Genomic DNA, 20417 nt, shown 5'->3' with positions numbered 1-20417 from the left:
CCCCGCGTGCCGACCTTCGGGGGACGACGAGGGCAGCGAAATCTTCAGCGTATAGATCGATGGGAAAGAAAACTGTCAGCTGCGAAAACCGCACCGACTACATATTCAAATGAAAAATTGGCGGAGACGGAGGGATTCGAACCCTCGGTAGCCCATTCAGGCTACGACGGTTTAGCAAACCGCTGGTTTCAGCCACTCACCCACGTCTCCGCATGAATTTGCCCACCGGAGTGGCGGGCAGTGGCTAGGGCTGGGGCTATAGCGAGCAGTTTGTTGCATGGCAACGGGTCTATGTGCCGATTTTTCGCAGCCGCAATCGCGGCGGATTCGGTCCGGCGCACAATCGACTCGCATCACCGTTCGTTCATTGCCGTTTCAGCTTGGCTCCTGATAATCTACCCTATGGTTCAAGAGCGGTTTTCCGGGGAGTTTCAGGCATGATCGGCATCAAGGGGCGCATAAGCGCCCGCATCGCGCGCGCGGCGGCGCTGACTGCCGCGCTGGCGGGGATGGCGCTGACCCCGCTCGCCGCCTCGGCTCAGGTCCGCACGATCGATCCCAACACGGCGATCGACGCGGACCTCGCTCCGCCGCCGCCCGCCACCAACGCGCCGACCGATCCGGGGGTCGATCCCAGCCTCGATCAGGGCAGCGGCACCACCTATGGCGCGCCGCCCGCCTATCCGGCTCCGACTCCGGGCGTGGACAGCACGACGGCGACCGGCGCTCCTGTCACCCAGGCATCGCCGCCGGCCGCCATGGCACCCGGCGATTCCTATCAGGAAGACGATCTGATCGGCGCGGCCGAAGGCGTGTTCGGCAAGGGCGCTGAGGGGCTGGCCGGCATCATCGAAAAGGTGCTCAAGGATCAGGGGCGTCCCAACGCCTATATCGCCGGGCGCGAAGCTTCGGGTGCCTTCGTCGTCGGCCTGCGCTATGGATCGGGCACGCTCAATCACAAGATCGAGGGCAAGCGCGAAGTCTATTGGACCGGCCCGTCGATCGGCTTCGATGTCGGCGGCAATGCGGCCAACACCTTCGTCCTCGTCTATAATCTCTACGACACGCAGGATCTTTATCACCGCTTCCCGGCGGCGGAAGGCACCGCCTATCTGGTCGGCGGCTTCACCGCCTCCTATCTGCGCTGGGGCAATGTCGTCCTCATCCCGATCCGGCTGGGCGTCGGCTATCGGCTGGGCGTCAATGCCGGCTATATGAAATTCAGCGAAAAGCGGAACTGGCTGCCCTTCTAACGCAATGCGCCCCTAACGCTCGCGGGAGGGGCCGCGAGACTTAATAAGCCGACGACGCATTTAGTCGCAGCAGGTCATGCGGTGTGATGCACGCCGCTAAAGTTCCAATGCCAGTTGCGCGCCCGGTTCGCCGCCCTCCTCCTCTCCCTCCAGATTATGCACCCCCAGCCCCAGCAAACGCGCGCCCATGCGCAGCGGCAATTGCGCCAGCAGCAATTCGCGCCCCGCCTGCGCCAGCAATTCGGGCGATCGCACCGGCGCTGAAAAGCTGCGCGACCGGGTGATGATGCGGAAATCGGCGAACTTGACCTTCAGCACCACGGTGCGCCCCCACGCCTGCGCCTTTTCGATCCGGGTCCACAAATTGGCCGCGATCCGATCCAACTCCACGACCAGCGCGTCCCGCTCGACCAGATCGTCGAAAAACGTGTCCTCGACGCTGACCGACTTGCGCCCCTCCCGCTCCCGCACCGGGCGGTCATCCTCGCCCCGCGCCGCGCGATAATAATAGTCCGCCGCGCTGCCGAAATGCGACTGGAGAAACCGCAGATCGTGCGCGCGCAGATCCGCCCCAGTCTCGATCCCCAGCGCCTGCATCCGCTGCGCCGTCACCGGTCCCACGCCATGGATGCGCCTTACCGGCATCGCCGCGATGAAGGCCGCGCCCTCGCCCGGCCGCACCACGCAGACGCCATCGGGCTTGTTCTGGTCCGACGCCAGCTTGGCGATCAGCTTGTTGTAGGACACACCCGCCGACGCGGTAAGGCCGGTCTCTTCCCGGATCATCCGCCTGATCTCCTGCGCCACCTGTGTTGCCGATGCGATGCCGGCTTTGTTGATCGTCACATCCAGATAGGCTTCGTCGAGCGACAACGGCTGGATGATGTCGGTAAAGCGGCTGAAAATCTCGCGCACATGCTGCGACACGGCCCGATACACCTCGAACCGGGGCTTGACAAACACCAGGTCCGGGCACAGCCGCCGCGCCCGCGCGCCCGGCATGGCGGATCGCACGCCGAATTTGCGCGCTTCGTAGGAACAGGTCGCCACCACGCCGCGCGGCCCGCCGCCGCCCACCGCAATGGGCAGGCCGCGCAGCGCCGGGTCGTCGCGCTGCTCGACCGACGCATAAAAGGCGTCCATGTCGATATGGATGATCTTGCGCGCGGGCGAGTCCATGGCCCATCGCTATGCCATAGCCAGGAACGAAAGGGAAACGTCAGCGCAGCATGGGCAGGCTCGCTATTTGCGATCCTTGAGCCCCAGCAGCGCGGCAAAGGGGCCGGCCTGCTCCTCGCTCACCACGCCGGCCTCCTTCAATATCGCGTCGGCCTCGGGCGAGCGGGGATAGGGCGTCATCGCCAGCGCCATGGTCTCGGCCACCGCCTCGCCCATGTCGATCACCTGCCCGTCATAGCCGATCGTATCGACATCCTCCGCGTCCAGCTCCAGCTCCTCGCCTTCCGGCATATCCTCGCTCTCCACCACGAAGCGCAGCGCGAAGTCGGTATCGATCGTCTCTGGCACCGGCACGCCGGTCGCGACGCAGGGCTGGGCCAGCGTCGCGCGCACCCGGCCGCGCGCCAAGATCGTCTCGCCCTCCTGCGTCAGGCCATAGTCCGCCTCCAGCCGCTCCAGCCCTGCCAGCCGGAAACGCCGCGCCAGCGCGATGCGCTCGGCCTCGTCGGCGACGATCTGCGTCGTCTCGCCCAGCCGCTTGATCTGCTCGGCGCGCACCGGGCGCGAAAATTCGGGATTCGTCGTCATCCAAGGTCTCCCGCCAGCAGCGCATCGCGCGTGATGCAGCTCAGCCGCACCCAGCGCTGGCGCAGCGCGCCCTCGACATGGGCCACCGCCGCGTCCGTCACCGCCGCGCCGCGATAAAGATTGCGACGCAGCACCGCGTCCAGTTTCGCGCCACCCGTCAACGCATCGCGATAGGCGCTGATCCGCCCGCCCAGCGCGCTCACCATCTTGCCGATATGTTTGCCCACCACCACGTCGCCAATGCCTTCCTGCCGCAACTGCCCGTCCATATCATCGACGAACAATTCGGTCAGCCACGCGCTTTCCTGCGTCGCGCCCTGCTGTTCCAGCCGGATCAGCACCTGCGCCAGAATCGCCACGATCATGTCGAACCGCCCGTCCAGCGAATCGGGCACGGCCCCGTCCAGATACCAATGCGGCTGTCGCCCTTCGCCCACCACGGCGTGATAGAGCGGCCGCAACCCCTCTCTGGGATCGGAGCGGCCGAGCAGGCGCTGGAGGAAAGATGGGATGCTGGACATGGTCGATGCGGCTTTTCATGACGGACAGACCGGTGACACGCGCCGACCGGTGCGCCTTCGCCCCTTGCCGGGGCTCGCGCATTTCCATATTGATCGCTGCGTCGCCCAATGCAATGGCGGCATCAGGTTTATTGGGTTCGCGGGACACGCCCCCGCAGGAGACGTTCATGCCTCAGTTCAGCCGCCATAACCGCCGTGGGCGCGTGGTGATCGCCATCGGCCTCAGCGCGCTGCTGCTTGGCACATCGGCCTGCACCCGCATTCGCACCCATCAGGGCTATCAGGTCGACAAGCTGCTGGTGGACTCGGTTCAGCCCGGCATCGACAATCGCGCCTCGGTGGAAGGTACGCTGGGTCGTCCCAGCTTCGTCTCGCAATTTGGTCAGCAGGACTGGTATTATGTGTCGCGCGACATGCGCGCGCTGGCCTTTTCCAGCCCCAAGCCGGTGGACCAGACCGTGCTGCGCGTGCGCTTCGACGCGGCGGGCAATGTCGTGGCCGTCGATCGCACCGGGCTGGACCAGGTGGCAAGCATTTCGCCCATGGGCGACAAGACGCCGACGCTGGGCCGCCATCGCAGCCTGTTTGACGAGATTTTCGGCAATATCGGCGCGGTCGGCGCCGGCGGCATGGGCGGCGGTGGTGGCAGCGGCCCCGGCGGCGGCCCGAACGGCAGCTAAAGCCGGCCCGCGCCCGGTCCGCAGCGGCGGCCGGGCCACGTCCTTCAAGAAAAGAGGCTTGCCGCCGCTATTTGCGCAGCAGGAACACCGCATGTTCGGCGAACAGGTTGGCGTTCGCGTGCGTGGTTTCCTTGTCGCCCTTCAGGAACCATTGACCGTCAATATGCCAGCCGCGTTCCTTCACCAGCGCGCGGAAATCATCGACCGTCACATGATGGATGTTGAGCGTATCGTACCAGGTGTCGGGCAACAGCCGCGTCACCGGCATCCGCCCGCCCCACAATAGCGAGATGCGCCCGCGCCAATGGGCGAAATTGGGGAAGGACACAAACGCCTGGGCGGCGATGCGCAGCAATTCCTCCACCACCAGGTCCGGCCGCCGCGTGGTCTGCAACGTCTGGCTCAGGATGGCATAATCGAAACTGGCGTCGGGATAATAGCGCAGGTCGGTGTCCGCGTCGCCCTGCACCACCGACAGGCCGCGCCCCACGGCGGCGGCGACATTGGAACCGTCCAGCTCCAGCCCGCGCGCATCGGCTCCCGCATTGTCGCGCAGCGCCGCCATCAGCGCTCCGTCGCCGCACCCCACGTCGAGTACGCGCGCGCTCTGCCGCACCGTGCGTGCGATCAGGGCCAGGTCGGGCCGCAACGCTGCGCTCATGCCCGGCCGCCGCGCAGGAAGCCGTCCACCACCCGGTTGAGTTCGGGACATTCGAGCAGGAAAGCGTCATGACCGAACGGGCTCGACAATTCGACGAAGCTCGCCTGCGCGCCCCCGGCATTGAGGGCATGGACGATCACGCGCGATTCGGCGGTGGGATAAAGCCAGTCGGTGTCGAAACTGACCAGGCAGAAGCGCGCGCCGGTCGCCGCGAAGGCGCGGGCCAGGCTGCCGCCATGATCTTCGGCGATGTCGTAATAATCCATGGCGCGGGTGATGTAGAGATAGGAATTGGCGTCGAACCGATCGACGAAGCTCAACCCCTGATGGCGCAGATAGGATTCGACCTGGAAATCGGCGTCGAAGCCAAAGGTCTTGGCGTCCCGCCCCTGCAATCGGCGCCCGAATTTCTCGGTCAGCCCGGCTTCGGACAGATAAGTGATGTGCGCCGCCATGCGCGCGACCGCCAGCCCGGCGCTGGGGATCTGCCCATCGGCATAATAGTCCCCGCCGCGCCAATGGGGATCGGCCATGATCGCCTGCCGCCCGACTTCGTGAAAGGCGATATTCTGGGCGCTGTGCCGCGCGGTGGAGGCGATGACGACGCAGCTTTCGACCCGGTCGGGAAAGAGCGTGGGCCAGGTGAGCGCCTGCATCCCCCCCATCGACCCGCCGATGACGGCGGTCAGCCGATCGACGCCCAGATGATCGAGCAATGCCGCCTGCGCCCGCACCATGTCGGCGATGGTCAGCACCGGAAAGCGCATCGCATAGGGCTCGCCTGTGCCGGGATCGACGCTCGCCGGCCCGGAAGACCCCATGCAGCTGCCGATCACATTGGAACAGATGATGAAATGGCGCGCCGCATCGACCGGCTTGCCCGGCCCCACCATCCGCCACCACCAGCCCGGCTTGCCGGTGACTGGATGATCGGACGCGACATATTGGTCGCCGGTCAGTGCATGGCAGATCAGGATGACGTTGGATTTGTCCGCATTCATCGCGCCATAGGTTTCATAGGCGATGTCGATCGGCCCCAGCCGCGCGCCGCTGGACAAATGCAGCGGGCCGGCAAGTCGCACTTGCCGGCGCAGGCCAAAACGGCTGTCTTCGGATATCGGGACGCTGGCCATGGTCGAGCCGCGCTAGGACCGGCGCCGATGCCTGTCAATCTGGCATGGCGGCCGCCAAAGCCCTAGATGAAGGGTATGACCCAGCAGAACCGCCCGCCCGTCGTCGCATATGGCCCGCTCTATCCCTATCTGATCGAAGAACTGGAGCGCCGTTTCACCGTTCATGCGGTGGCCGCCGACGCCGATTTGTCCGCCCTGCCATTCGATGTACGGCAGGCGCGCGCGCTGGTCAGCTTCGGGTCGGTCGGCGCGTCCGCCGGCATCATGGACGCCTTGCCGCAACTGGAGATTATCGGGCTGTTCTCGGTCGGCTATGACAAGGTCGATGTCGATCACGCCCGCACCAACGGCATCCGCGTGACCAATACGCCCGACGTGCTGACCGACGATGTCGCCGACCTCGCCGTCGGCCTGCTCTACGCCACGGTGCGCAACATCGCCGCCAATGACCGGTTGGTGCGGTCGGGCGCCTGGGCGCGGGGCGAAAGGCCGGCCTTGTCCGGCCGGGTGACCGGATCGCGGATCGGCATATTGGGCCTTGGCCGCATCGGCCGGGCCATCGCCAAACGGCTGGAGTGGCAAGCGGGCGAAATCCTGTATCACAACCGTCGGGAAGCGGCCGATGCGCCTTACCGCTATGTCGCCGACCCGATCGACTTCGCGCGGCAGAGCGACGTCATCATGGTGGCCACGTCGGGCGGACCGGAAGCGGCGAAGCTTGTCGATGCGGCGATGCTCGATGCGCTGGGACAGGACGGGGCGATCGTCAACATCAGCCGCGGCAGCGTGATCGACGAGGATGCGCTGGTCGCCGCGCTGGCCGACCGGCGCATCGCCGGCGCCGGGCTGGACGTCTTCGCGAACGAACCCGATGTGCCGTCCGCCTTGCTGACGATGGACCATGTCGTGCTGCAACCGCATCAGGGCAGCGCGACCCGCCATACCCGCAAGGCGATGGCGGACCTCGTGCTGGCCAATCTCGACGCCCATTTCGCCGGCGATCCGCTGGTGACGCCGGTCGTGTAGGGCAGCGCGGCGACAGGGGCGGCACTGCCCACCGCAATCCCGTCCGCACATCCCCTCCACCCGGCGCATAACCGATCGTCCGACCCTCACGAGCGCCTGACGCGACGGACAATGGCCTTCCAATGTAGGATTTCCTCTGGTCTATCCTCGCTGATGGCACCGCTTGCTTCCACCCCCTTCGCCGATCCAGCCGTGGCGCGTCACCGGCGCGTCCCTGCGGCGTCGGTGGCGCGTGACCGGCGCGTCAGTGTGACCTTGGTGGCGCGTCACCGGCGCGCCGGCGTGGCTTCGCGGGCACTATTGGAGCCAATCCGGCCAAAAACACCCCACGACACTGTATACTTCGGGGGTGGCGCGTATGCGGCCGCCCGGTCAGGCGCTTTGCCTTTGGCGCGGAAGCGGCTAAAGCCGCGCTCCATGAACGATATTGCTGCAAAACCTGCGCCCAAGGACTGGATCCTGGGCATTTCCGCCTATGTGCCGGGCAAGTCGGCGGCCGACGACGGCCGCCCCCTCGTCAAACTGTCCGCCAACGAAAACCCGCTGGGCACCGGACAGGCCGCGCGCGACGCTTTTCTGGCGGCCACGGCCGACATGGCGACCTATCCCGATCCTTCGGCCACGGCGCTGCGCGAAGCGATCGGCGCGCATCATGGCCTTGATCCTGCGCGGATCATCTATGGCACGGGGTCGGACGAACTGCTGCACCTCGCCGCCAGCGCCTATGCCGGGCCGGGCGACGAGATTCTCTATGTCCGCTATGGCTTTGCCGTCTACGACATCGCCGCTCGCCGCGTCGGCGCGACCCCGGTGATCGCGCCGGACAAGGACTATGCGACGGATGTCGATGCCTTGTTGGCCGCCGTGACGGAACGGACGAAGGTCGTTTTCCTCGCCAATCCCAACAACCCGACCGGCACCCTGACCAGCCGGGACGAGATCGCCCGCCTGCACGCCGGGCTGCGCCCCGACATCCTGTTCGTCCTTGACCAGGCCTATGCCGAATATCTGGAAGCGGACGAGGATGATGGTGGCCTCGACCTGGCGAAGGGCGCGACCAACATCCTCGTCACCCGCACTTTCTCGAAAATCTATGGCCTTGCGGCCGAACGCATCGGCTGGGGCTATGCCAGCGCCGAAGTGATCGACATCCTCCATCGCATCCGCGCGCCCTTCAACGTGACCACCGCTGGTCAGGCGGCGGCGGTTGCGGCGATCAGCGACGATGCTTGGGTCGCGCGCAGCCGCGCGCACAATAATCAGTGGCGCGAATGGCTGGCGGGCGAGGTTGCCGCCCTGTCCAACCATGGACTGCGCGCAGTGCCGAGCAAGACCAACTTCCTTTTGATCATTTTCGAAGGCAAGCTGACCGCCGAAGCAGCGATGAAGGGGCTATGGGACGCAGGCTATGCCACCCGCTGGCTGCCGGGCCAGGGGCTGCCCAACGGCCTGCGCATCACCATCGGCACGCAGGAGCAGACCCGTGCCGTGGCGGCCTGGCTGCGCGCCTTGGCGGAAGCGGCCTGACGCGATGCTGCCCTTCGCCCGCGTCACCATCATCGGCCTGGGGCTGATCGGCTCCTCGCTGGCCCGCGCGATCCGCGCGGAAATGCCGACCGTGCGGGTTACGGGCTATGACGCCGATCCGGCGGTGCGCGACATTGCCCGGCGCATCGACCTGGCCGACGATGTCACCGACACGGCAGGCGCGTCGGTGACCGACGCCGATCTGGTGATTCTGTGCGTCCCTGTCCGGGCGATGGGCGCTGCGGCGGCCGAGATCGCCGACGACCTGCCGGCCGACGCGATCATCAGCGACGTCGGTTCCTGCAAGGCGGACGTGCTGGCGCAGCTCAACGCCGCGCTGCCGGGGCGGATGGTCATCCCCGCCCATCCGGTCGCGGGCACCGAAAATAGCGGGCCGGAAGCCGGCTTCGCCACCCTGTTCAAGGGCCGCTGGTCGATCGTCACGCCGCCGGCCGACGCCGATCCCGCCGCGGTCGAGCGGGTCGCCGAACTGTGGCGGCGGGTGGGCGCCGAGGTTGAGACGATGGACCCGGCGCATCATGACCTGGTGCTGGCGGTGACGAGCCATTTACCGCACCTCATCGCCTACACGATCGTCGGCACGGCGAGCGATCTGGAAAATGTCACCCAGTCCGAAGTCATCAAATATTCGGCGGGCGGCTTTCGCGATTTCACCCGCATCGCCGCGTCGGACCCGACCATGTGGCGCGACGTGTTCCTGGCGAACAAGGACGGGGTGCTGGAAATGCTGCAACGATTCTCAGAGGATCTGTCGGCATTGCAGCGGGCGATCCGCTGGAATGACGGCGACGCGCTGTTCAACCTGTTCACCCGCACCCGTGCGATCCGCCGGTCGATCATCGAACAGGGGCAGGACGACGCGAAACCGGACTTCGGTCGCTCTCACTGAAGGGGCGCGACCGGTCCGTTCAGCCTGTTGATGGCGGCATGGACGATCACCTCCGCCTCCCTGCGGTCCAGCCCCGGCGGTACGATGTCCCCGACCTTGTAGGTGATGACGCCGGCCCGCTTCATGAACTTGCCACGCGGCGAAACCCGGCCACTGTCCACCGCGATCGGCACGACCGGCAGGCCAAGCAGGCTGTACAGCCCGGCAAAGCCGGCCCGGAGCGGCGGCGCTTCGCCATGGGGCACGCGCGTCCCCTCGGGGAACAGGCAGACGGCCCGCCCTTCAGCCGTCGCGGCCCTCGCCGCGGCGCGCAGCACCCGCATGGCGCTCGCCCCCGCGCTACGCTCGATGGGGATCAGGCCGTATCGCTTGGCGATAAAGCCCCATAGCGGAATATCGAGCAATTCGCGCTTCGCCCCGATGGCGGGCCGGTCGAACAGGCAGAGCATGTCGATCGTCTCGAACATGGATTCGTGCTTCACGATGTAGAGATAGGGGCCATGGGGCAGTTCGCCCTCCACCACCACCCTCTGCCCCAGCAGCCAGCGTGCGCAGGCGCGGTGGAACCGGCTCCACGCCGTGGCGATGCGCTGCACGGCACCGGGTGCAACGCTGCCGACCAATATGGCCGCGAGAACGAATAACGGGCTGAACCCGTAAAAAATGAGCAGGAAGGCGAGAGAACGCAATGCGGTGATCATCGTCGCCATCGATCAGATGCCGATCAACGCCGCAAGGCGCCGCAGCAGATATTTATTATATTCGCGCATCAATACGGTCAGGCTGGGGTGGCTAGGCACAGCGTCATAAACCAGCTTAATCCGCGCTGGCAGCGCCTGCCGCAACTCCAGCGCGGAGCGGCGCATATGCCAGTCCGTGGTGATCAAACGGACCGTCTGATAATCCCGGCGCTCCAGCCAGCGCGCCGTCTCGATCGCATTCGACCGCGTGTCAATCGCCTCCCGTCCCAGGGTGATGCAGCAGGTGAACAATTCCTCCGGCGTCTTATATTGCGCCGCCAGCTCCACCGGACGAACGGCGCGGTCGACGCCCGAGATCAACATCCTTTTCGCCGCGCCATCCTGCAACAGCGCGATGCCCCGGTCGATCCGCCCCGGCCCGCCGGTCAGGACGACGATCGCGTCGGTCGGCCGGGCATCGAGCGGTTCGGGCAGGAATATGGCAAACCAGACGAAACCCAGCATCCAGGCCAGCAAGCCAAGCGCAAAGAGACGGACGATCACAGCGATCGCCCCAGCGCGCGCAGCACTGTCCAGCGCGCGGTCACCGTGGCCAGCAGCACACCCGTGATCGGCAACGCCGCCAGGATCAACCAGTCCACCCAGGGCAAGCTGATCGCCGCCAGCAACTCCGATCCCGTGGCGCTCAGCCGGACGCCGATCAACAGGATCACGAAAATCGCGAAAGCAAAGCCCAGCGCGCCGCCCAGCAGAACGTCAAGGCCGATACGTCGCTGGAAGAGCCGGGCGATCTGCACATCGGTCGATCCCATCAGGTGCAGCACCTCGATCGTGCCACGATGACTGTCATGGGCGCCGCGGGCCGCGAGCACCACCACCGCCGCCGTCGCCAGCGTCATCAACAGCACCGCGCCCGCCGCCAACCAGCCGAGCGCCGAGAGCAGCCCGGCCAGCGGCATCAGAAAAGCCGCATGGGGTTCGATCCGTAATTTGGACGACAGGCCGGCAAGCAGGCGGCGCAGATTTTCAACCTTGGCCGCGGCGTCGCCGGGCGTCAGCATGACGTCGATGAGCGCAGGCACCGGCAGATCGCCACTCATCGCCTCCTCGCCCAGCCACGGGCGGAGCTGTTCGGCGAGAATGGCCGGATCGACCGGGTCAGCAGCGCGCACCCCCGGCGCGGTGCGGAGCGCCTGGAGCGCGCGCCCGGCCAATTGTTCGCGCACCCGCGCATCGGCCTCCACCACCTGCACGCTGGCGCGACCGGCCAGGTCGGCGCTCATCGACTGGACCGCCGCGCCAAGACCCAGACCTGCGGCTGCGGCCAGGACCGTCAGGAACATCATGATCGCGATGATCCACGGCATTGGCCCGGCCAGCCTTCCCCCCGGCAGCAGACGATGGCGCGCCGCTGCGGCTGCTTTGCGATCGGCGCGGCTGGCCATCAACTCTGTTCCGGCGGGCGTGGCGGATAGCGCAGCGCCCCGGTCGGATCGGCAAGTCGCCCCTTGTCGAGCTTCATCATCTGCGCGCCCGACACCTGCGCCATCAGCGGCAGGTCGTGGGTGGCGACGACAATGGTGGTTCCCAACCGGTTGAGCGCCTCGAACAACGTCATCAGGCGCCGAGCCATGTCGATATCGACGTTGCCGGTGGGTTCGTCGGCCACCAATATTTCGGGACGGCCGATCACCGCGCGGGCGATGGCGACACGCTGCTGCTCTCCGCCCGACAAGGTCGCCGGCCGCGCATCGCCCCGGTCGCCCAACCCCACCCAGTTCAACATCTCCGCGACCGGCGCGTCGACTTCGTCTTCCTCCATGCCGGCGACCCGCAATGGCAGGGCGATATTGTCATAAGCCGAAAGATGAGGGACCAGGCGAAAATCCTGGAATACGACGCCGATGCGGCGGCGGAAACCGGGCAATCTCTTCCGGGGGAGCGTAACCACATCCTCTCCGAACAGGCGGATGACGCCGCGGCTGGGACGCTGGGCCAGATAGAGGAGCTTGAGCAGCGACGTCTTGCCCGCGCCCGACGCCCCGGTCAGGAAATAGAAACCGCCGCCCGCGAGCGAAAAGCTGACGTCCGAGAGCGTCTCGCTGTCCAGACCATAACGCAGGCCGACATTTTCGAACTGGACGATAGCCGACATGGGTGAGATTGCGGCGCCGTCGCGCTCCCTGCTTTTCCGAAGGCGCAGCCATGGCACAGCCAGCGTGCCGTCGTAAAGCCCGCCCCGCTCGACGGCGCGAGTCGCAGGGTCGATCATGTCGCTGTTGTTGCCGCTTGCGCGCGAGTCCCTGCCATGCCTATGAAGCGAAATGATCCTGGTGTGCCCCAATTGCGCGACCCGTTATGTCGTGCCCGACAGCGCCGTAGGTCCCAACGGGCGCCAGGTCCGCTGCGCCGCGTGCAAACATAGCTGGTTTCAGGACGCCACGCCGATGCCGACGCGCGAAATGGCCCCTGTAGCCCCAGAAGCTCTGGCGGAACCCGCGGCACCGGCACCACGCACTTCCACGCCGCCGCCACCGCTGAACGAACCCGAGGCGGTTGGAACGACAGCGCAGCCGGCAGCGGTAGCACCCGACGCGGTTGCCGCCGAGCCGCAGGAGCGGGCCGCGCCGACCGGTCATCGCTTCGATGACATTTACGCCGGTGCGCCGGTCGATGCGGTCGATGCGCCCACGCTTGCTCCAGCCCCGACCACCAGACCGCGCCGCAATCCGCTCAAGCTATGGACTTATGCCGCCGCCGGCTTCTTCCTGGCGGTGGCCGCGGCCGGCGGCGCGCTTTATTATTTCGGGCCGCCGTCCTGGATGGTCGCCATGGGGATGATTCCCGATGAAGGCGACCCCGACCTGCTCTTTTACCTGTCCAAGCCGGCAGAGCGGCGCAAGCTGCCGACGGGCGAGGAATATTTCGCCTTTGGTGCGCGGATCGTGAACAGCGGCAGCCAGGCTCTGCCGGTGCCACCGGTGCTGGTGCAATTGCGCGATCGGCAGAACCGACTGGTGTTCAGTTGGACCACCAAGGCCGACAAGGCGCGACTGAAGCCGGGCGAGGAAGCGTCGATCAACGAAAGCCGGATCGACATTCCCAAAAATGCCGAAAATCTGTCGCTGACCTTCGTTCAATAAGACGCCCTGTCAGGGGTAGCTCACGGTTTTGGGGCGGCCTTGCGGGATCGGGATGAATTCCTGGTCGTCGCCGGGGATCAGAGGGAAACGCATCGCTTCCCAATCCTCGCGCGCCTGCATCAGCCGGTCGGTGGTCGAGGATACGAAGTTCCACCAGACATGGCGCGGCGAGGTGAAGGCTTCGCCACCGCAGAGCACGACGCGCCCGCCATCCACGCTCATCAATGTCGCACGGGTGCCGGGCCGCAACACGTAGAGCGTCTGCGGCGCCAGCAGCACCCCGTCTAGCGCGGCATCGCCCCCGGACAGGTAGAGCGCACGCTCCTCCGCCGCGGGATCGATGGCGATGCGGCCGCCCGGCGCGAGCTGGATGTCGGCATAGATAGTTTGGGCGTAGGTGGTGACCGGCGAGGTTTCGCCCCAGAGCGATCCCATGATCACGCGCGCGCGCACCAGCCCGTCGTCGATCACCGGCAGACCGCCTTCGCTGACATGTTCGAAGGCCGGGTCCATTTCCTCCTGCGCGTCGGGCAGCGCCAGCCAGGTCTGGATGGCCGAGAGCTTGGACGCCTTGGCCCGGTCCTCCTGCGGCGAGCGTTCCGAATGAACGATGCCCTTGCCCGCCGTCATGAGGTTGACCGCCCCCGGTTCGATGAGCTGCTCGGTGCCGAGCGAATCGCGGTGGAGAAACGCACCCTCATACATATAGGTGACGGTGGCGAGGTTGATGTGGGGATGCGGCCGCACGTCGATGCCCTGACCCGGCGCAATGCGCGCCGGCCCCGCCTGGTCGAAGAAGATGAACGGACCGACCATCGTGCGCCCCTTCACCGGGAGCGAGCGATGCACCTTGAAGTCGCCCAGATCATGGGTGCTGGGCGTGATCGTCTGAAGTATGAGATCGTCGGGGGTCACGGGGCGTCCAGTTCAGGATAGTGGCGAAAAATACCCTCCTGGCTGAAGGGCAACCGCCGGTTGCTGGACAGATAATCCCGTAATTCGGGCAGGGCCGCAACCCTGTCGTGCAGGGCCATGACCGTTGGCGCATCGGCCGCCAGCGTCGCCATGCGCAACGGGAAGGCATAGTGCAGCCCAGCCACCAGCTGGAACAGCGACAGGTCGGCATAGCTCCAGCGCGAGCCGGCCAGCCAGTCGCCCGGTTTCGATGCCGCCGCCCGTTCGAACCAGCCGAGATATTTGGGGATGCGCTGTTGCCGGAAGTTGCCCGCCCGGCGCAACGCCTCCGCCTGCTGGTCCTCATAATAGAGGTCGCCGCCGATCGGATGATGGACGTCATGCGCTTCGGCCACCAGATCCATGATGGTCAGCTGGACCTGCACCATCCAGTACCGCATCTTCATGCCGGACGGGCCGCATTCGTGCCGTTCCGACAGATAGAGAAGGATATTGCCGGTCTGCGCGATGGTCGAGCCGTCGACTGACAGATAGGGCGGCGCAAAGGCAGGGCCGGCATCGTGGCGAGCCATGTCGGCCATAAGGGCCTTCGTCCCATCCTCTCGCGCGCAGTCGCGATAGGCAATGCCGCAGGCTTCGAGCGTCAGCCGGACAAACTCGCCTCGTCCCGCGATGGTGGGCCAATACCAGAATTCATAGGCCATGGACGCTCCCTCATGACAAGATGAAGCCTGACCAACGCGCCGGGGCGGCCTAAAGTCTCACCCCTCGCCCGGCGCCCGGGCCTTGATCGCGAGCGCGTGGACCTTGTCGCGCAGCAGGTCGGCGAGGGCGGCGTTGACCAGCCGCTGGCGGGCGACGCGGCTTTCGCCGGTGAAGCGGTCCGACACCACGTCCACCGTGAAATGGCTCTCGCCCGATCCATCATGGCCGGCATGGCCGCGATGCTTTTCACTGTCGTCGATGACGGCGAGGTGCGCCGGAGACAGGGCGGCGCGCAGCCGCGACTCGATTTCGGTGGCGATGGGGCCTTTGAGGTCAGTGGTCATGGCGCCTATATAGTCGCTTTGCCCATCATTTCATCAGGACAATCTTGAGCAGCGACCCCTTTTCGACCCGCCGTTTCAACCGTTTCCATGGCCGCGTGGAAAGCGACCGCCCCTGCGCCGTCGAAGGCTGCGGCGAGCCGGGGGAATTTCGCGCGCCGCCGTCGGAAAGCGCCCGGCCCAGCCAGGAAGGACCGCGCTGGCGCTGGCTGTGCCTGGACCATGTGCGGGCGTTCAACCAGGGCTATAATTTCTTCACCGGCATGAGCGCGGAGGAGATCGCCAACGCCCAGCGCCCCTATGCCGGCTGGGAACGGGAGACGCGCGCCTTTTCCTCCAACGCCGCCAGCCCGCCGCCACGCTGGGCCGATTTCGCCGATCCGCTCGACGCGATCGGCGCCAGGTTCAAGGAACGGGTCGCCAAGGCCCGCGCCGACAACCAGATGCGACAGGACGGCAAATATCTGTCCCACGAGGATCGCCGGCAGATGGCGATCATGGACTTGCCGATCGACGCCGACCGCAAAGCGCTGCGCACGCGCTATACCGCTTTGCTGCGGCGCTATCATCCCGACCATAATGGCGGCGATCGCAGCCATGAGGGGGCGTTGCAGGCCGTAATCGCGGCCTATGGCCATCTGCGCAAGGCGGAGGCATTTGCATAAACCTTTGATTTAATTAGGTTTTCATGGCGGAACTTCGCAAAGGTCACGCATATCGTGCATGGCATGTCGAAACTTTCCCCCTTCCCTCCCGAGGACGAGCCAACGATGCCAAGGCGCCGACAACAGGATAGCAGCCGTCCGCCCTGTAGGACAGAGCGCCCTTGCACCGCGCCTGGCGCACTGTCATAGCGCCCGCCCCTTTCGATCCCCGGAGAACCCGTCATGCAGCAGCCGCCACGCGCGCTGGGCCTTGATTTCGGCACGACCAACAGCGTCGCCGCGCTGGCCCATGACGGCGAATCGCGACTGGTCGAATTTGCCGGCGCGCAGGCGACCGGCGCGGTGTTCCGGTCCGCCCTGTGCTTCTGGCATGACGAAGCGCCGCGCGGCGGCATGGCGCATGAGGCGGGCCCATGGGCGATCGCCGAATATCTGGAATTTCCCGAGGACAGCCGTTTCCTCCAATCCTTCAAGTCCGTGGCCGCCAGCCCGGTCTTCGACAGCGCCAGCGTGTTCGAGAAACGTTATCGCTTCGAGGAACTGGGGCAGATGTTCCTGGGAAAGATGATCAGCCATGCCGGTGGATCGCTGGACCGGCGACCCGAGCGGATCGTCGTCGGCCGCCCGGTCCAATATGCCGGCGCCCGGCCCGACGAGGCGCTGGCGCGCCAGCGTTATGACGCGATGTTCCAGGGCTTTGGCGCGGAAATCCATTATGTCTATGAGCCGCTGGGCGCCGCGTTCAGCTATGCCAGCCGGCTGGATCATGCGGCGACGATCCTGGTGGCGGATTTCGGCGGCGGCACCAGCGATTTTTCACTGGTCCGGGTCGAGGCGCCGGGCGCGGCGCGGCGCTGCGTCGCGCTGGGTTCCACCGGCATCGGCATCGCCGGCGACCGGTTCGACTATCGCATCCTCGACCATCTGGTGCTGCCGATGCTGGGCAAGGGCGGCAGCTATCAGAGTTTCGGCAAGGCATTGGAGATACCGCGCAGCTATTTCGCCGACTTCGCCGACTGGTCGCGCCTGGCGCTGATGCGCAACCGGCGGACGATGGACGAACTGGCGCGGCTGAAAAAAGCGGCGACCGATCCTGTCGCGATCGGTCGGATGATGACCGTGATCGAGAAGGAACTGGGCTATCCGCTCTATGACGCGGTGGGCGCGCTCAAGCGCGCCTTGTCGGACGCCGACAGCGCCATTTTCCGCTTTTCGGGCGGCGGGATCGAGATCGAGCAGGCGGTCGCGCGCGCCGATTTCGAAGGCTGGATCGCACCCGACATCGCCCGGATCGAGGCGACGGTGGACCAGGCGCTGGTCAAGGCGGGGGTTGCGCCTGATACTATCGACCGGGTGTTCCTGACCGGCGGGTCATCGCTGATCCCCGCGATTCGCGATATTTTCCGGCGGCGTTTCGGCACGGACCGGCTGGCGACCGGCGGCGAGCTGACCTCCATCGCCCATGGGCTTGCGCTGATCGGCGAGGAAGCCAATTTGGCGGAATGGGCAGCTTGATCGGCGCGGATCGATACCCCACTCTATCGACATGGCCCGAAACTATCGGTTAGGGGCAGGAAGGACTCGCAGAAAGATGACGACCCGATGACTGATATTTCCAACGTCCAGCCCGACACCCGCGCCGACACGCTGCTGGAAGCGCCCGACGGCGAGGTGGATGCGCGCGACGTCTTCGGCATCGATGTCGACATGAAGGTGCCGGCCTTTTCCGAGGCGGACGAGCGCGTGCCCGACCTCGACCCCGCCTATGTGTTCGATCCCGACACCACGCTCGCGATCCTGGCGGGCTTTGCCTATAATCGCCGCGTCATGGTGCAGGGCTATCATGGCACCGGCAAGTCGAGCCATATCGAACAGGTCGCCGCGCGGCTGAAATGGCCGTGCATCCGCATCAACCTGGACGCGCATATCAGCCGGATCGACCTGGTCGGACGCGACGCCATTGTCCTTAAGGACGGGCAGCAGGTGACGGAATTTCGCGAGGGGCTGTTGCCATGGGCATTGCAGCGGCCGGTGGCGCTGGTGTTCGACGAATATGACGCCGGCCGCCCCGACGTGATGTTCGTGATCCAGCGCGTGCTGGAAACCGACGGCAAGATGACCTTGCTCGACCAGAATCGGGTGATCCGGCCGAACCCCTGGTTCCGCCTGTTCGCCACCGCCAACACGGTGGGTCTGGGCGACACGACCGGCCTGTACCATGGCACGCAGCAGATCAACCAGGGCCAGATGGACCGGTGGAACCTGGTGGTGGCGCTCAATTACCTGCCCGCCGCGACCGAGGCGCAGGTGGTGCTGGCCAAGTCGGGCGAATATGACCATGAGGGCGGCCGCAAGGAAGTCGAGAATATGATCAAGGTGGCGGAACTGACCCGCCAGGGCTTCATCAACGGCGACATTTCGACCGTTATGTCGCCCCGCACCGTGATCAGCTGGGCGCAGAATGCGCTGATCTTCAAGAATGTCGGCTTCGCCTTCCGCCTGAGCTTCCTCAACAAATGCGATGAGGCGGAACGGGCGCTGGTCGCCGAATATTATCAGCGCGTGTTCGGCAAGGATCTGCCGGAGAGCGTGGCGAGCCGGGCGAACTAAGCATCGCGCGGCCGTCCTGGCCAAGGAGGCGAACATGATTGTCGTCGAACGGATCGACCCAACGGGCGGCACGGAGCACCGGATCAGCATCCGGGGCCATGAAATCATCGCGGACATGTCCGCGCCCGATGGCCATGACGCAGGGCCGGACCCGCATGACCTGTATGACGCGGCGCTGGGCGCGTGCAAGGCGATCACCATGCTCTGGTATGCGCAGCGCAACGCCATTCCGGTGGAGGACATCCATGTCGGCGTGGTCCGAGACGCCAGCGATGAACGCAAGGGGGTCTATCGCCTTACCACGCGCATCGCCGTGACCGGGCCGATGACCGACGAACAGCATGACAAGCTGATCGCCGTCGCCGCCAAATGCCCCGTCCACAAGCTGATGGCGGAGGTGGAGACGCAGATCGAGACGATCGCGGTGCCGCGGGTCGGCGACCCGGAGGCCCGGTGACCGAACGCTCGCCCATTGATGCCTTCAAGGATGTATTGTCCGGCACCGCCCGCGCGATCACTCGCGACGCGGAAGTGGAGGTCGGCTTCACCGCCGATACGCCCCATGCCGCGGGCAAGGCGATCAAGGTGCCGACCCCCGGCCGCGCCCTGCCCGCCGACCAGGTGGCGCTGGCCCGCGGCTTTGCCGATGCGTCGGCCCTGAAGCTGCGCCATCATGATGCCAAGGTCCATGCGTCCTTTGCGCCGGGGGAAGCGGTGGCGCGGGCGGTGTTCGACGCGGTCGAGCAGGCGCGGGTCGAAGCGATCGGATCGCGGGCGATGGAGGGCGTGCGCGCCAACCTCAACCATGCGCTCGACCTGCGGCTGAAATCCGACGCGATCCGCCGGGCGCGATCCGCCGACGAAGTGCCGCTGTCGACCGCGCTGGCGCTCAAGGTGCGCGAACGGCTGACCGGACAGGCGATCCCGAAGGACGCCGCGCCCGGCGTCGCCATGGTCGACCAGTGGATCGAGGACAAGGCCGGCGGCGATCTCGACACGCTCAGCCTGGCGATCGACGACCAGCGCGCCTTCCAGAAGCTGACCACCGCCATGCTGGAGCATCTCCAGCTGATCGACGCCGACGTGCCGCCCGATACCGACGAGCCGGAATCGCAGGACGAAGGCGAAGATCAGGAAGAACAGCAGGAAGAGGGCGAAAGCGGGCAGGACGAGGCCGGCGACAGCGACATGAACGCCGAGGCCCGCGCCGAGGACCAGGGCGGCGACACCGAAGAAGGTGAAACCGACTATAGCGACGAGTTCGACGCCGACAGCGACGCGGGCGCGGAGGATATGGGCGAGGAAGGCATGATGCCGGTCCGCCCCAACCGGCCGATGTCCGACCTGCCGCCCGGTTTCGACTATAAGGCCTATACGACCAAATATGACGAGATCGTCGCGCCGGATGAATTGTGCGACGAGGATGAGCTGGTGCGGCTGCGCGGCTTCCTGGACCAGCAGCTCGTCAGCTTGCAGGGCGCGGTCACCAAGCTCGCCAATCGATTGCAACGCCGGCTGATGGCGCAGCAGTCGCGCAGCTGGGACTTCGACCAGGAGGAAGGGCTGCTGGACGCGGCGCGGCTGGCGCGGATCGTGATCGATCCCACGCGATCGCTGTCCTACAAGATCGAGCGCGACACCGAGTTTCGCGATACCGTCGTGACCTTGCTGATCGACAATTCGGGGTCGATGCGCGGGCGGCCGATCAGCATCGCGGCGATCAGCGCCGACATCATGGCGCGCACGCTGGAGCGGTGCGGGGTCAAGACCGAGATATTGGGCTTTACGACACGGGCGTGGAAAGGCGGACAGGCGCGCGAGGAATGGCTGGCCGCCGGCCGGCCGCCGGTGCCGGGGCG

The 20417-nt window shown here is 66.1% G+C and carries 23 protein-coding genes and 1 tRNA gene; 11 read left to right on the top strand and 13 right to left on the bottom strand.

The features are described from left to right. Positions 1 to 118 precede the first annotated feature (118 nt). Positions 119 to 210: transfer RNA gene (locus C100_RS36590), tRNA-Ser, on the bottom strand. Positions 211 to 437: 227 nt separating this feature from the next. Between C100_RS36590 and C100_RS36585 the strand changes: the two genes are divergently transcribed. Further along, positions 438 to 1253, top strand: a complete 816-nt coding sequence (locus C100_RS36585) for a DUF1134 domain-containing protein (protein WP_024020037.1) — start codon at positions 438 to 440, stop codon at positions 1251 to 1253. A gap of 96 nt (positions 1254 to 1349) precedes the next feature. Here the strand turns inward: C100_RS36585 and dinB are convergent, their stop codons facing one another. The 3 genes from dinB to C100_RS36570 all read right to left on the bottom strand — a co-directional run bounded on the left by dinB (position 1350) and on the right by C100_RS36570 (position 3541). Continuing rightward, positions 1350 to 2432 carry a DNA polymerase IV gene (gene dinB / locus C100_RS36580; RefSeq protein WP_024020036.1) on the bottom strand — a complete coding sequence of 361 codons (1083 nt, stop codon included), beginning with the start codon at positions 2430 to 2432 and terminating at the stop codon, positions 1350 to 1352. A gap of 63 nt (positions 2433 to 2495) precedes the next feature. Next, positions 2496 to 3020, bottom strand: coding sequence for a DUF177 domain-containing protein (locus C100_RS36575; protein ID WP_024020035.1), 525 nt, complete (start codon positions 3018 to 3020; stop codon positions 2496 to 2498). Beyond that, the gene (locus C100_RS36570) at positions 3017 to 3541 is read right to left on the bottom strand and encodes a ubiquinol-cytochrome C chaperone family protein (protein ID WP_024020034.1); all 525 of its coding nucleotides are present in this window, start codon (positions 3539 to 3541) and stop codon (positions 3017 to 3019) included. The genes C100_RS36575 and C100_RS36570 overlap by 4 nt, the downstream gene beginning before the upstream one ends. A gap of 167 nt (positions 3542 to 3708) precedes the next feature. On the opposite strand from C100_RS36570, the gene C100_RS0124700 reads away from it, so the two are divergent. Beyond that, positions 3709 to 4221 carry an outer membrane protein assembly factor BamE gene (locus tag C100_RS0124700; RefSeq protein WP_031309497.1) on the top strand — a complete coding sequence of 171 codons (513 nt, stop codon included), beginning with the start codon at positions 3709 to 3711 and terminating at the stop codon, positions 4219 to 4221. A 67-nt stretch (positions 4222 to 4288) separates the two neighbouring features. Here C100_RS0124700 and metW read toward each other — a convergent pair whose 3' ends face one another. Both metW and metX read right to left on the bottom strand, forming a co-directional pair. After that, a complete protein-coding gene (metW, locus tag C100_RS36565; protein WP_024020032.1) occupies positions 4289 to 4882 on the bottom strand; it encodes a methionine biosynthesis protein MetW in 594 nt (197 codons plus the stop codon). Beyond that, the gene (metX, locus tag C100_RS36560; protein WP_024020031.1) at positions 4879 to 6015 is read right to left on the bottom strand and encodes a homoserine O-acetyltransferase MetX; all 1137 of its coding nucleotides are present in this window, start codon (positions 6013 to 6015) and stop codon (positions 4879 to 4881) included. Before metX ends, metW begins: the two co-directional genes overlap by 4 nt. A 66-nt stretch (positions 6016 to 6081) precedes the next feature. Here metX and C100_RS36555 point away from each other — a divergent pair, with 66 nt between their 5' ends. The 3 genes from C100_RS36555 to C100_RS36545 all read left to right on the top strand — a co-directional run bounded on the left by C100_RS36555 (position 6082) and on the right by C100_RS36545 (position 9478). After that, positions 6082 to 7041, top strand: coding sequence for a 2-hydroxyacid dehydrogenase (locus C100_RS36555; protein ID WP_024020030.1), 960 nt, complete (start codon positions 6082 to 6084; stop codon positions 7039 to 7041). Between the two features lie 417 nt (positions 7042 to 7458). Further along, positions 7459 to 8568: a histidinol-phosphate transaminase gene (hisC, locus tag C100_RS36550; RefSeq protein WP_024020029.1), complete on the top strand. Its 1110-nt coding sequence runs from the start codon at positions 7459 to 7461 to the stop codon at positions 8566 to 8568. A gap of 4 nt (positions 8569 to 8572) precedes the next feature. Beyond that, entirely contained in the window at positions 8573 to 9478 is a 906-nt protein-coding gene (locus tag C100_RS36545) for a prephenate/arogenate dehydrogenase family protein (protein ID WP_024020028.1), read from the top strand. Here the strand turns inward: C100_RS36545 and C100_RS36540 are convergent. Genes C100_RS36540 through ftsE form a run of 4 tightly spaced genes read right to left on the bottom strand, consistent with a single transcriptional unit; the run spans position 9472 to position 12334 of the window. Next, entirely contained in the window at positions 9472 to 10179 is a 708-nt protein-coding gene (locus C100_RS36540) for a lysophospholipid acyltransferase family protein (protein WP_031309495.1), read from the bottom strand. The genes C100_RS36545 and C100_RS36540 overlap by 7 nt on opposite strands. Before the next feature lie 12 nt (positions 10180 to 10191). Continuing rightward, entirely contained in the window at positions 10192 to 10722 is a 531-nt protein-coding gene (locus C100_RS36535; protein ID WP_024020026.1) for a YdcF family protein, read from the bottom strand. Beyond that, positions 10719 to 11624 carry a cell division protein FtsX gene (locus C100_RS36530; protein WP_024020025.1) on the bottom strand — a complete coding sequence of 302 codons (906 nt, stop codon included), beginning with the start codon at positions 11622 to 11624 and terminating at the stop codon, positions 10719 to 10721. Before C100_RS36530 ends, C100_RS36535 begins: the two co-directional genes overlap by 4 nt. Continuing rightward, positions 11624 to 12334, bottom strand: a complete 711-nt coding sequence (ftsE, locus tag C100_RS36525) for a cell division ATP-binding protein FtsE (RefSeq protein ID WP_024020024.1) — start codon at positions 12332 to 12334, stop codon at positions 11624 to 11626. The genes C100_RS36530 and ftsE overlap by 1 nt, the downstream gene beginning before the upstream one ends. Before the next feature lie 169 nt (positions 12335 to 12503). Between ftsE and C100_RS36520 the strand changes: the two genes are divergently transcribed. Continuing rightward, the gene (locus tag C100_RS36520) at positions 12504 to 13322 is read left to right on the top strand and encodes a zinc-ribbon domain-containing protein (RefSeq protein WP_024020023.1); all 819 of its coding nucleotides are present in this window, start codon (positions 12504 to 12506) and stop codon (positions 13320 to 13322) included. A gap of 9 nt (positions 13323 to 13331) precedes the next feature. On the opposite strand, the gene C100_RS36515 is transcribed toward C100_RS36520, so the two are convergent. Genes C100_RS36515 through C100_RS36505 form a run of 3 tightly spaced genes read right to left on the bottom strand, consistent with a single transcriptional unit; the run spans position 13332 to position 15286 of the window. Then, on the bottom strand, positions 13332 to 14237 hold the full coding sequence (locus C100_RS36515; protein WP_024020022.1) for a pirin family protein: 906 nt from the start codon (positions 14235 to 14237) through the stop codon (positions 13332 to 13334). Continuing rightward, positions 14234 to 14941, bottom strand: coding sequence for a glutathione S-transferase (locus tag C100_RS36510; RefSeq protein ID WP_024020021.1), 708 nt, complete (start codon positions 14939 to 14941; stop codon positions 14234 to 14236). Before C100_RS36510 ends, C100_RS36515 begins: the two co-directional genes overlap by 4 nt. Before the next feature lie 57 nt (positions 14942 to 14998). Beyond that, positions 14999 to 15286 carry a BolA family protein gene (locus C100_RS36505; protein ID WP_024020020.1) on the bottom strand — a complete coding sequence of 96 codons (288 nt, stop codon included), beginning with the start codon at positions 15284 to 15286 and terminating at the stop codon, positions 14999 to 15001. Between the two features lie 44 nt (positions 15287 to 15330). Between C100_RS36505 and C100_RS36500 the strand changes: the two genes are divergently transcribed. The 5 genes from C100_RS36500 to C100_RS36480 all read left to right on the top strand — a co-directional run. After that, complete coding sequence (locus C100_RS36500) at positions 15331 to 15948, top strand: J domain-containing protein (RefSeq protein WP_024020019.1); 618 nt, start codon at positions 15331 to 15333, stop codon at positions 15946 to 15948. 222 nt (positions 15949 to 16170) lie between these two features. After that, positions 16171 to 17463 (top strand): Hsp70 family protein, encoded by a 1293-nt coding sequence (locus C100_RS36495; protein ID WP_024020018.1) that lies wholly within the window; start codon positions 16171 to 16173, stop codon positions 17461 to 17463. Positions 17464 to 17550: 87 nt separating this feature from the next. Next, positions 17551 to 18558, top strand: a complete 1008-nt coding sequence (gene cobS, locus C100_RS36490; protein WP_024020017.1) for a cobaltochelatase subunit CobS — start codon at positions 17551 to 17553, stop codon at positions 18556 to 18558. A gap of 34 nt (positions 18559 to 18592) precedes the next feature. Beyond that, positions 18593 to 19015, top strand: a complete 423-nt coding sequence (locus C100_RS36485) for an OsmC family protein (RefSeq protein WP_024020016.1) — start codon at positions 18593 to 18595, stop codon at positions 19013 to 19015. Next, positions 19012 to 20417, top strand: a 1406-nt coding sequence (locus tag C100_RS36480) for a cobaltochelatase CobT-related protein (protein WP_024020015.1), incomplete at its 3' end; no start/stop codon positions are given. The genes C100_RS36485 and C100_RS36480, both read left to right, overlap by 4 nt.

The organism is Sphingobium sp. C100 (genome assembly GCF_000508185.1).
Taxonomy (GTDB): domain Bacteria; phylum Pseudomonadota; class Alphaproteobacteria; order Sphingomonadales; family Sphingomonadaceae; genus Sphingobium.
Note: the sequence above shows the minus strand (reverse complement) of the source record. Positions and strands in the feature narration are given on the sequence as shown.

Bases quoted from the DNA above. Each gene is read 5' to 3' on its own strand.
- cobS (WP_024020017.1), top strand. From the start codon at position 17,551: ATGACTGATATTTCCAACGTCCAGCCCGACACCCGCGCCGACACGCTG.
- C100_RS36585 (WP_024020037.1), top strand. From the start codon at position 438: ATGATCGGCATCAAGGGGCGCATAAGCGCCCGCATCGCGCGCGCGGCG.
- metX (WP_024020031.1), bottom strand. From the start codon at position 6,015: ATGGCCAGCGTCCCGATATCCGAAGACAGCCGTTTTGGCCTGCGCCGG.
- C100_RS36510 (WP_024020021.1), bottom strand. From the start codon at position 14,941: ATGGCCTATGAATTCTGGTATTGGCCCACCATCGCGGGACGAGGCGAG.
- C100_RS36495 (WP_024020018.1), top strand. From the start codon at position 16,171: ATGCAGCAGCCGCCACGCGCGCTGGGCCTTGATTTCGGCACGACCAAC.
- metW (WP_024020032.1), bottom strand. From the start codon at position 4,882: ATGAGCGCAGCGTTGCGGCCCGACCTGGCCCTGATCGCACGCACGGTG.
- C100_RS36505 (WP_024020020.1), bottom strand. From the start codon at position 15,286: ATGACCACTGACCTCAAAGGCCCCATCGCCACCGAAATCGAGTCGCGG.
- C100_RS36530 (WP_024020025.1), bottom strand. From the start codon at position 11,624: ATGGCCAGCCGCGCCGATCGCAAAGCAGCCGCAGCGGCGCGCCATCGT.
- hisC (WP_024020029.1), top strand. From the start codon at position 7,459: ATGAACGATATTGCTGCAAAACCTGCGCCCAAGGACTGGATCCTGGGC.
- dinB (WP_024020036.1), bottom strand. From the start codon at position 2,432: ATGGACTCGCCCGCGCGCAAGATCATCCATATCGACATGGACGCCTTT.
- C100_RS36545 (WP_024020028.1), top strand. From the start codon at position 8,573: ATGCTGCCCTTCGCCCGCGTCACCATCATCGGCCTGGGGCTGATCGGC.
- C100_RS36485 (WP_024020016.1), top strand. From the start codon at position 18,593: ATGATTGTCGTCGAACGGATCGACCCAACGGGCGGCACGGAGCACCGG.
- C100_RS36570 (WP_024020034.1), bottom strand. From the start codon at position 3,541: ATGTCCAGCATCCCATCTTTCCTCCAGCGCCTGCTCGGCCGCTCCGAT.
- C100_RS36575 (WP_024020035.1), bottom strand. From the start codon at position 3,020: ATGACGACGAATCCCGAATTTTCGCGCCCGGTGCGCGCCGAGCAGATC.
- ftsE (WP_024020024.1), bottom strand. From the start codon at position 12,334: ATGTCGGCTATCGTCCAGTTCGAAAATGTCGGCCTGCGTTATGGTCTG.
- C100_RS36540 (WP_031309495.1), bottom strand. From the start codon at position 10,179: ATGATCACCGCATTGCGTTCTCTCGCCTTCCTGCTCATTTTTTACGGG.
- C100_RS0124700 (WP_031309497.1), top strand. From the start codon at position 3,709: ATGCCTCAGTTCAGCCGCCATAACCGCCGTGGGCGCGTGGTGATCGCC.
- C100_RS36520 (WP_024020023.1), top strand. From the start codon at position 12,504: ATGATCCTGGTGTGCCCCAATTGCGCGACCCGTTATGTCGTGCCCGAC.
- C100_RS36555 (WP_024020030.1), top strand. From the start codon at position 6,082: ATGAAGGGTATGACCCAGCAGAACCGCCCGCCCGTCGTCGCATATGGC.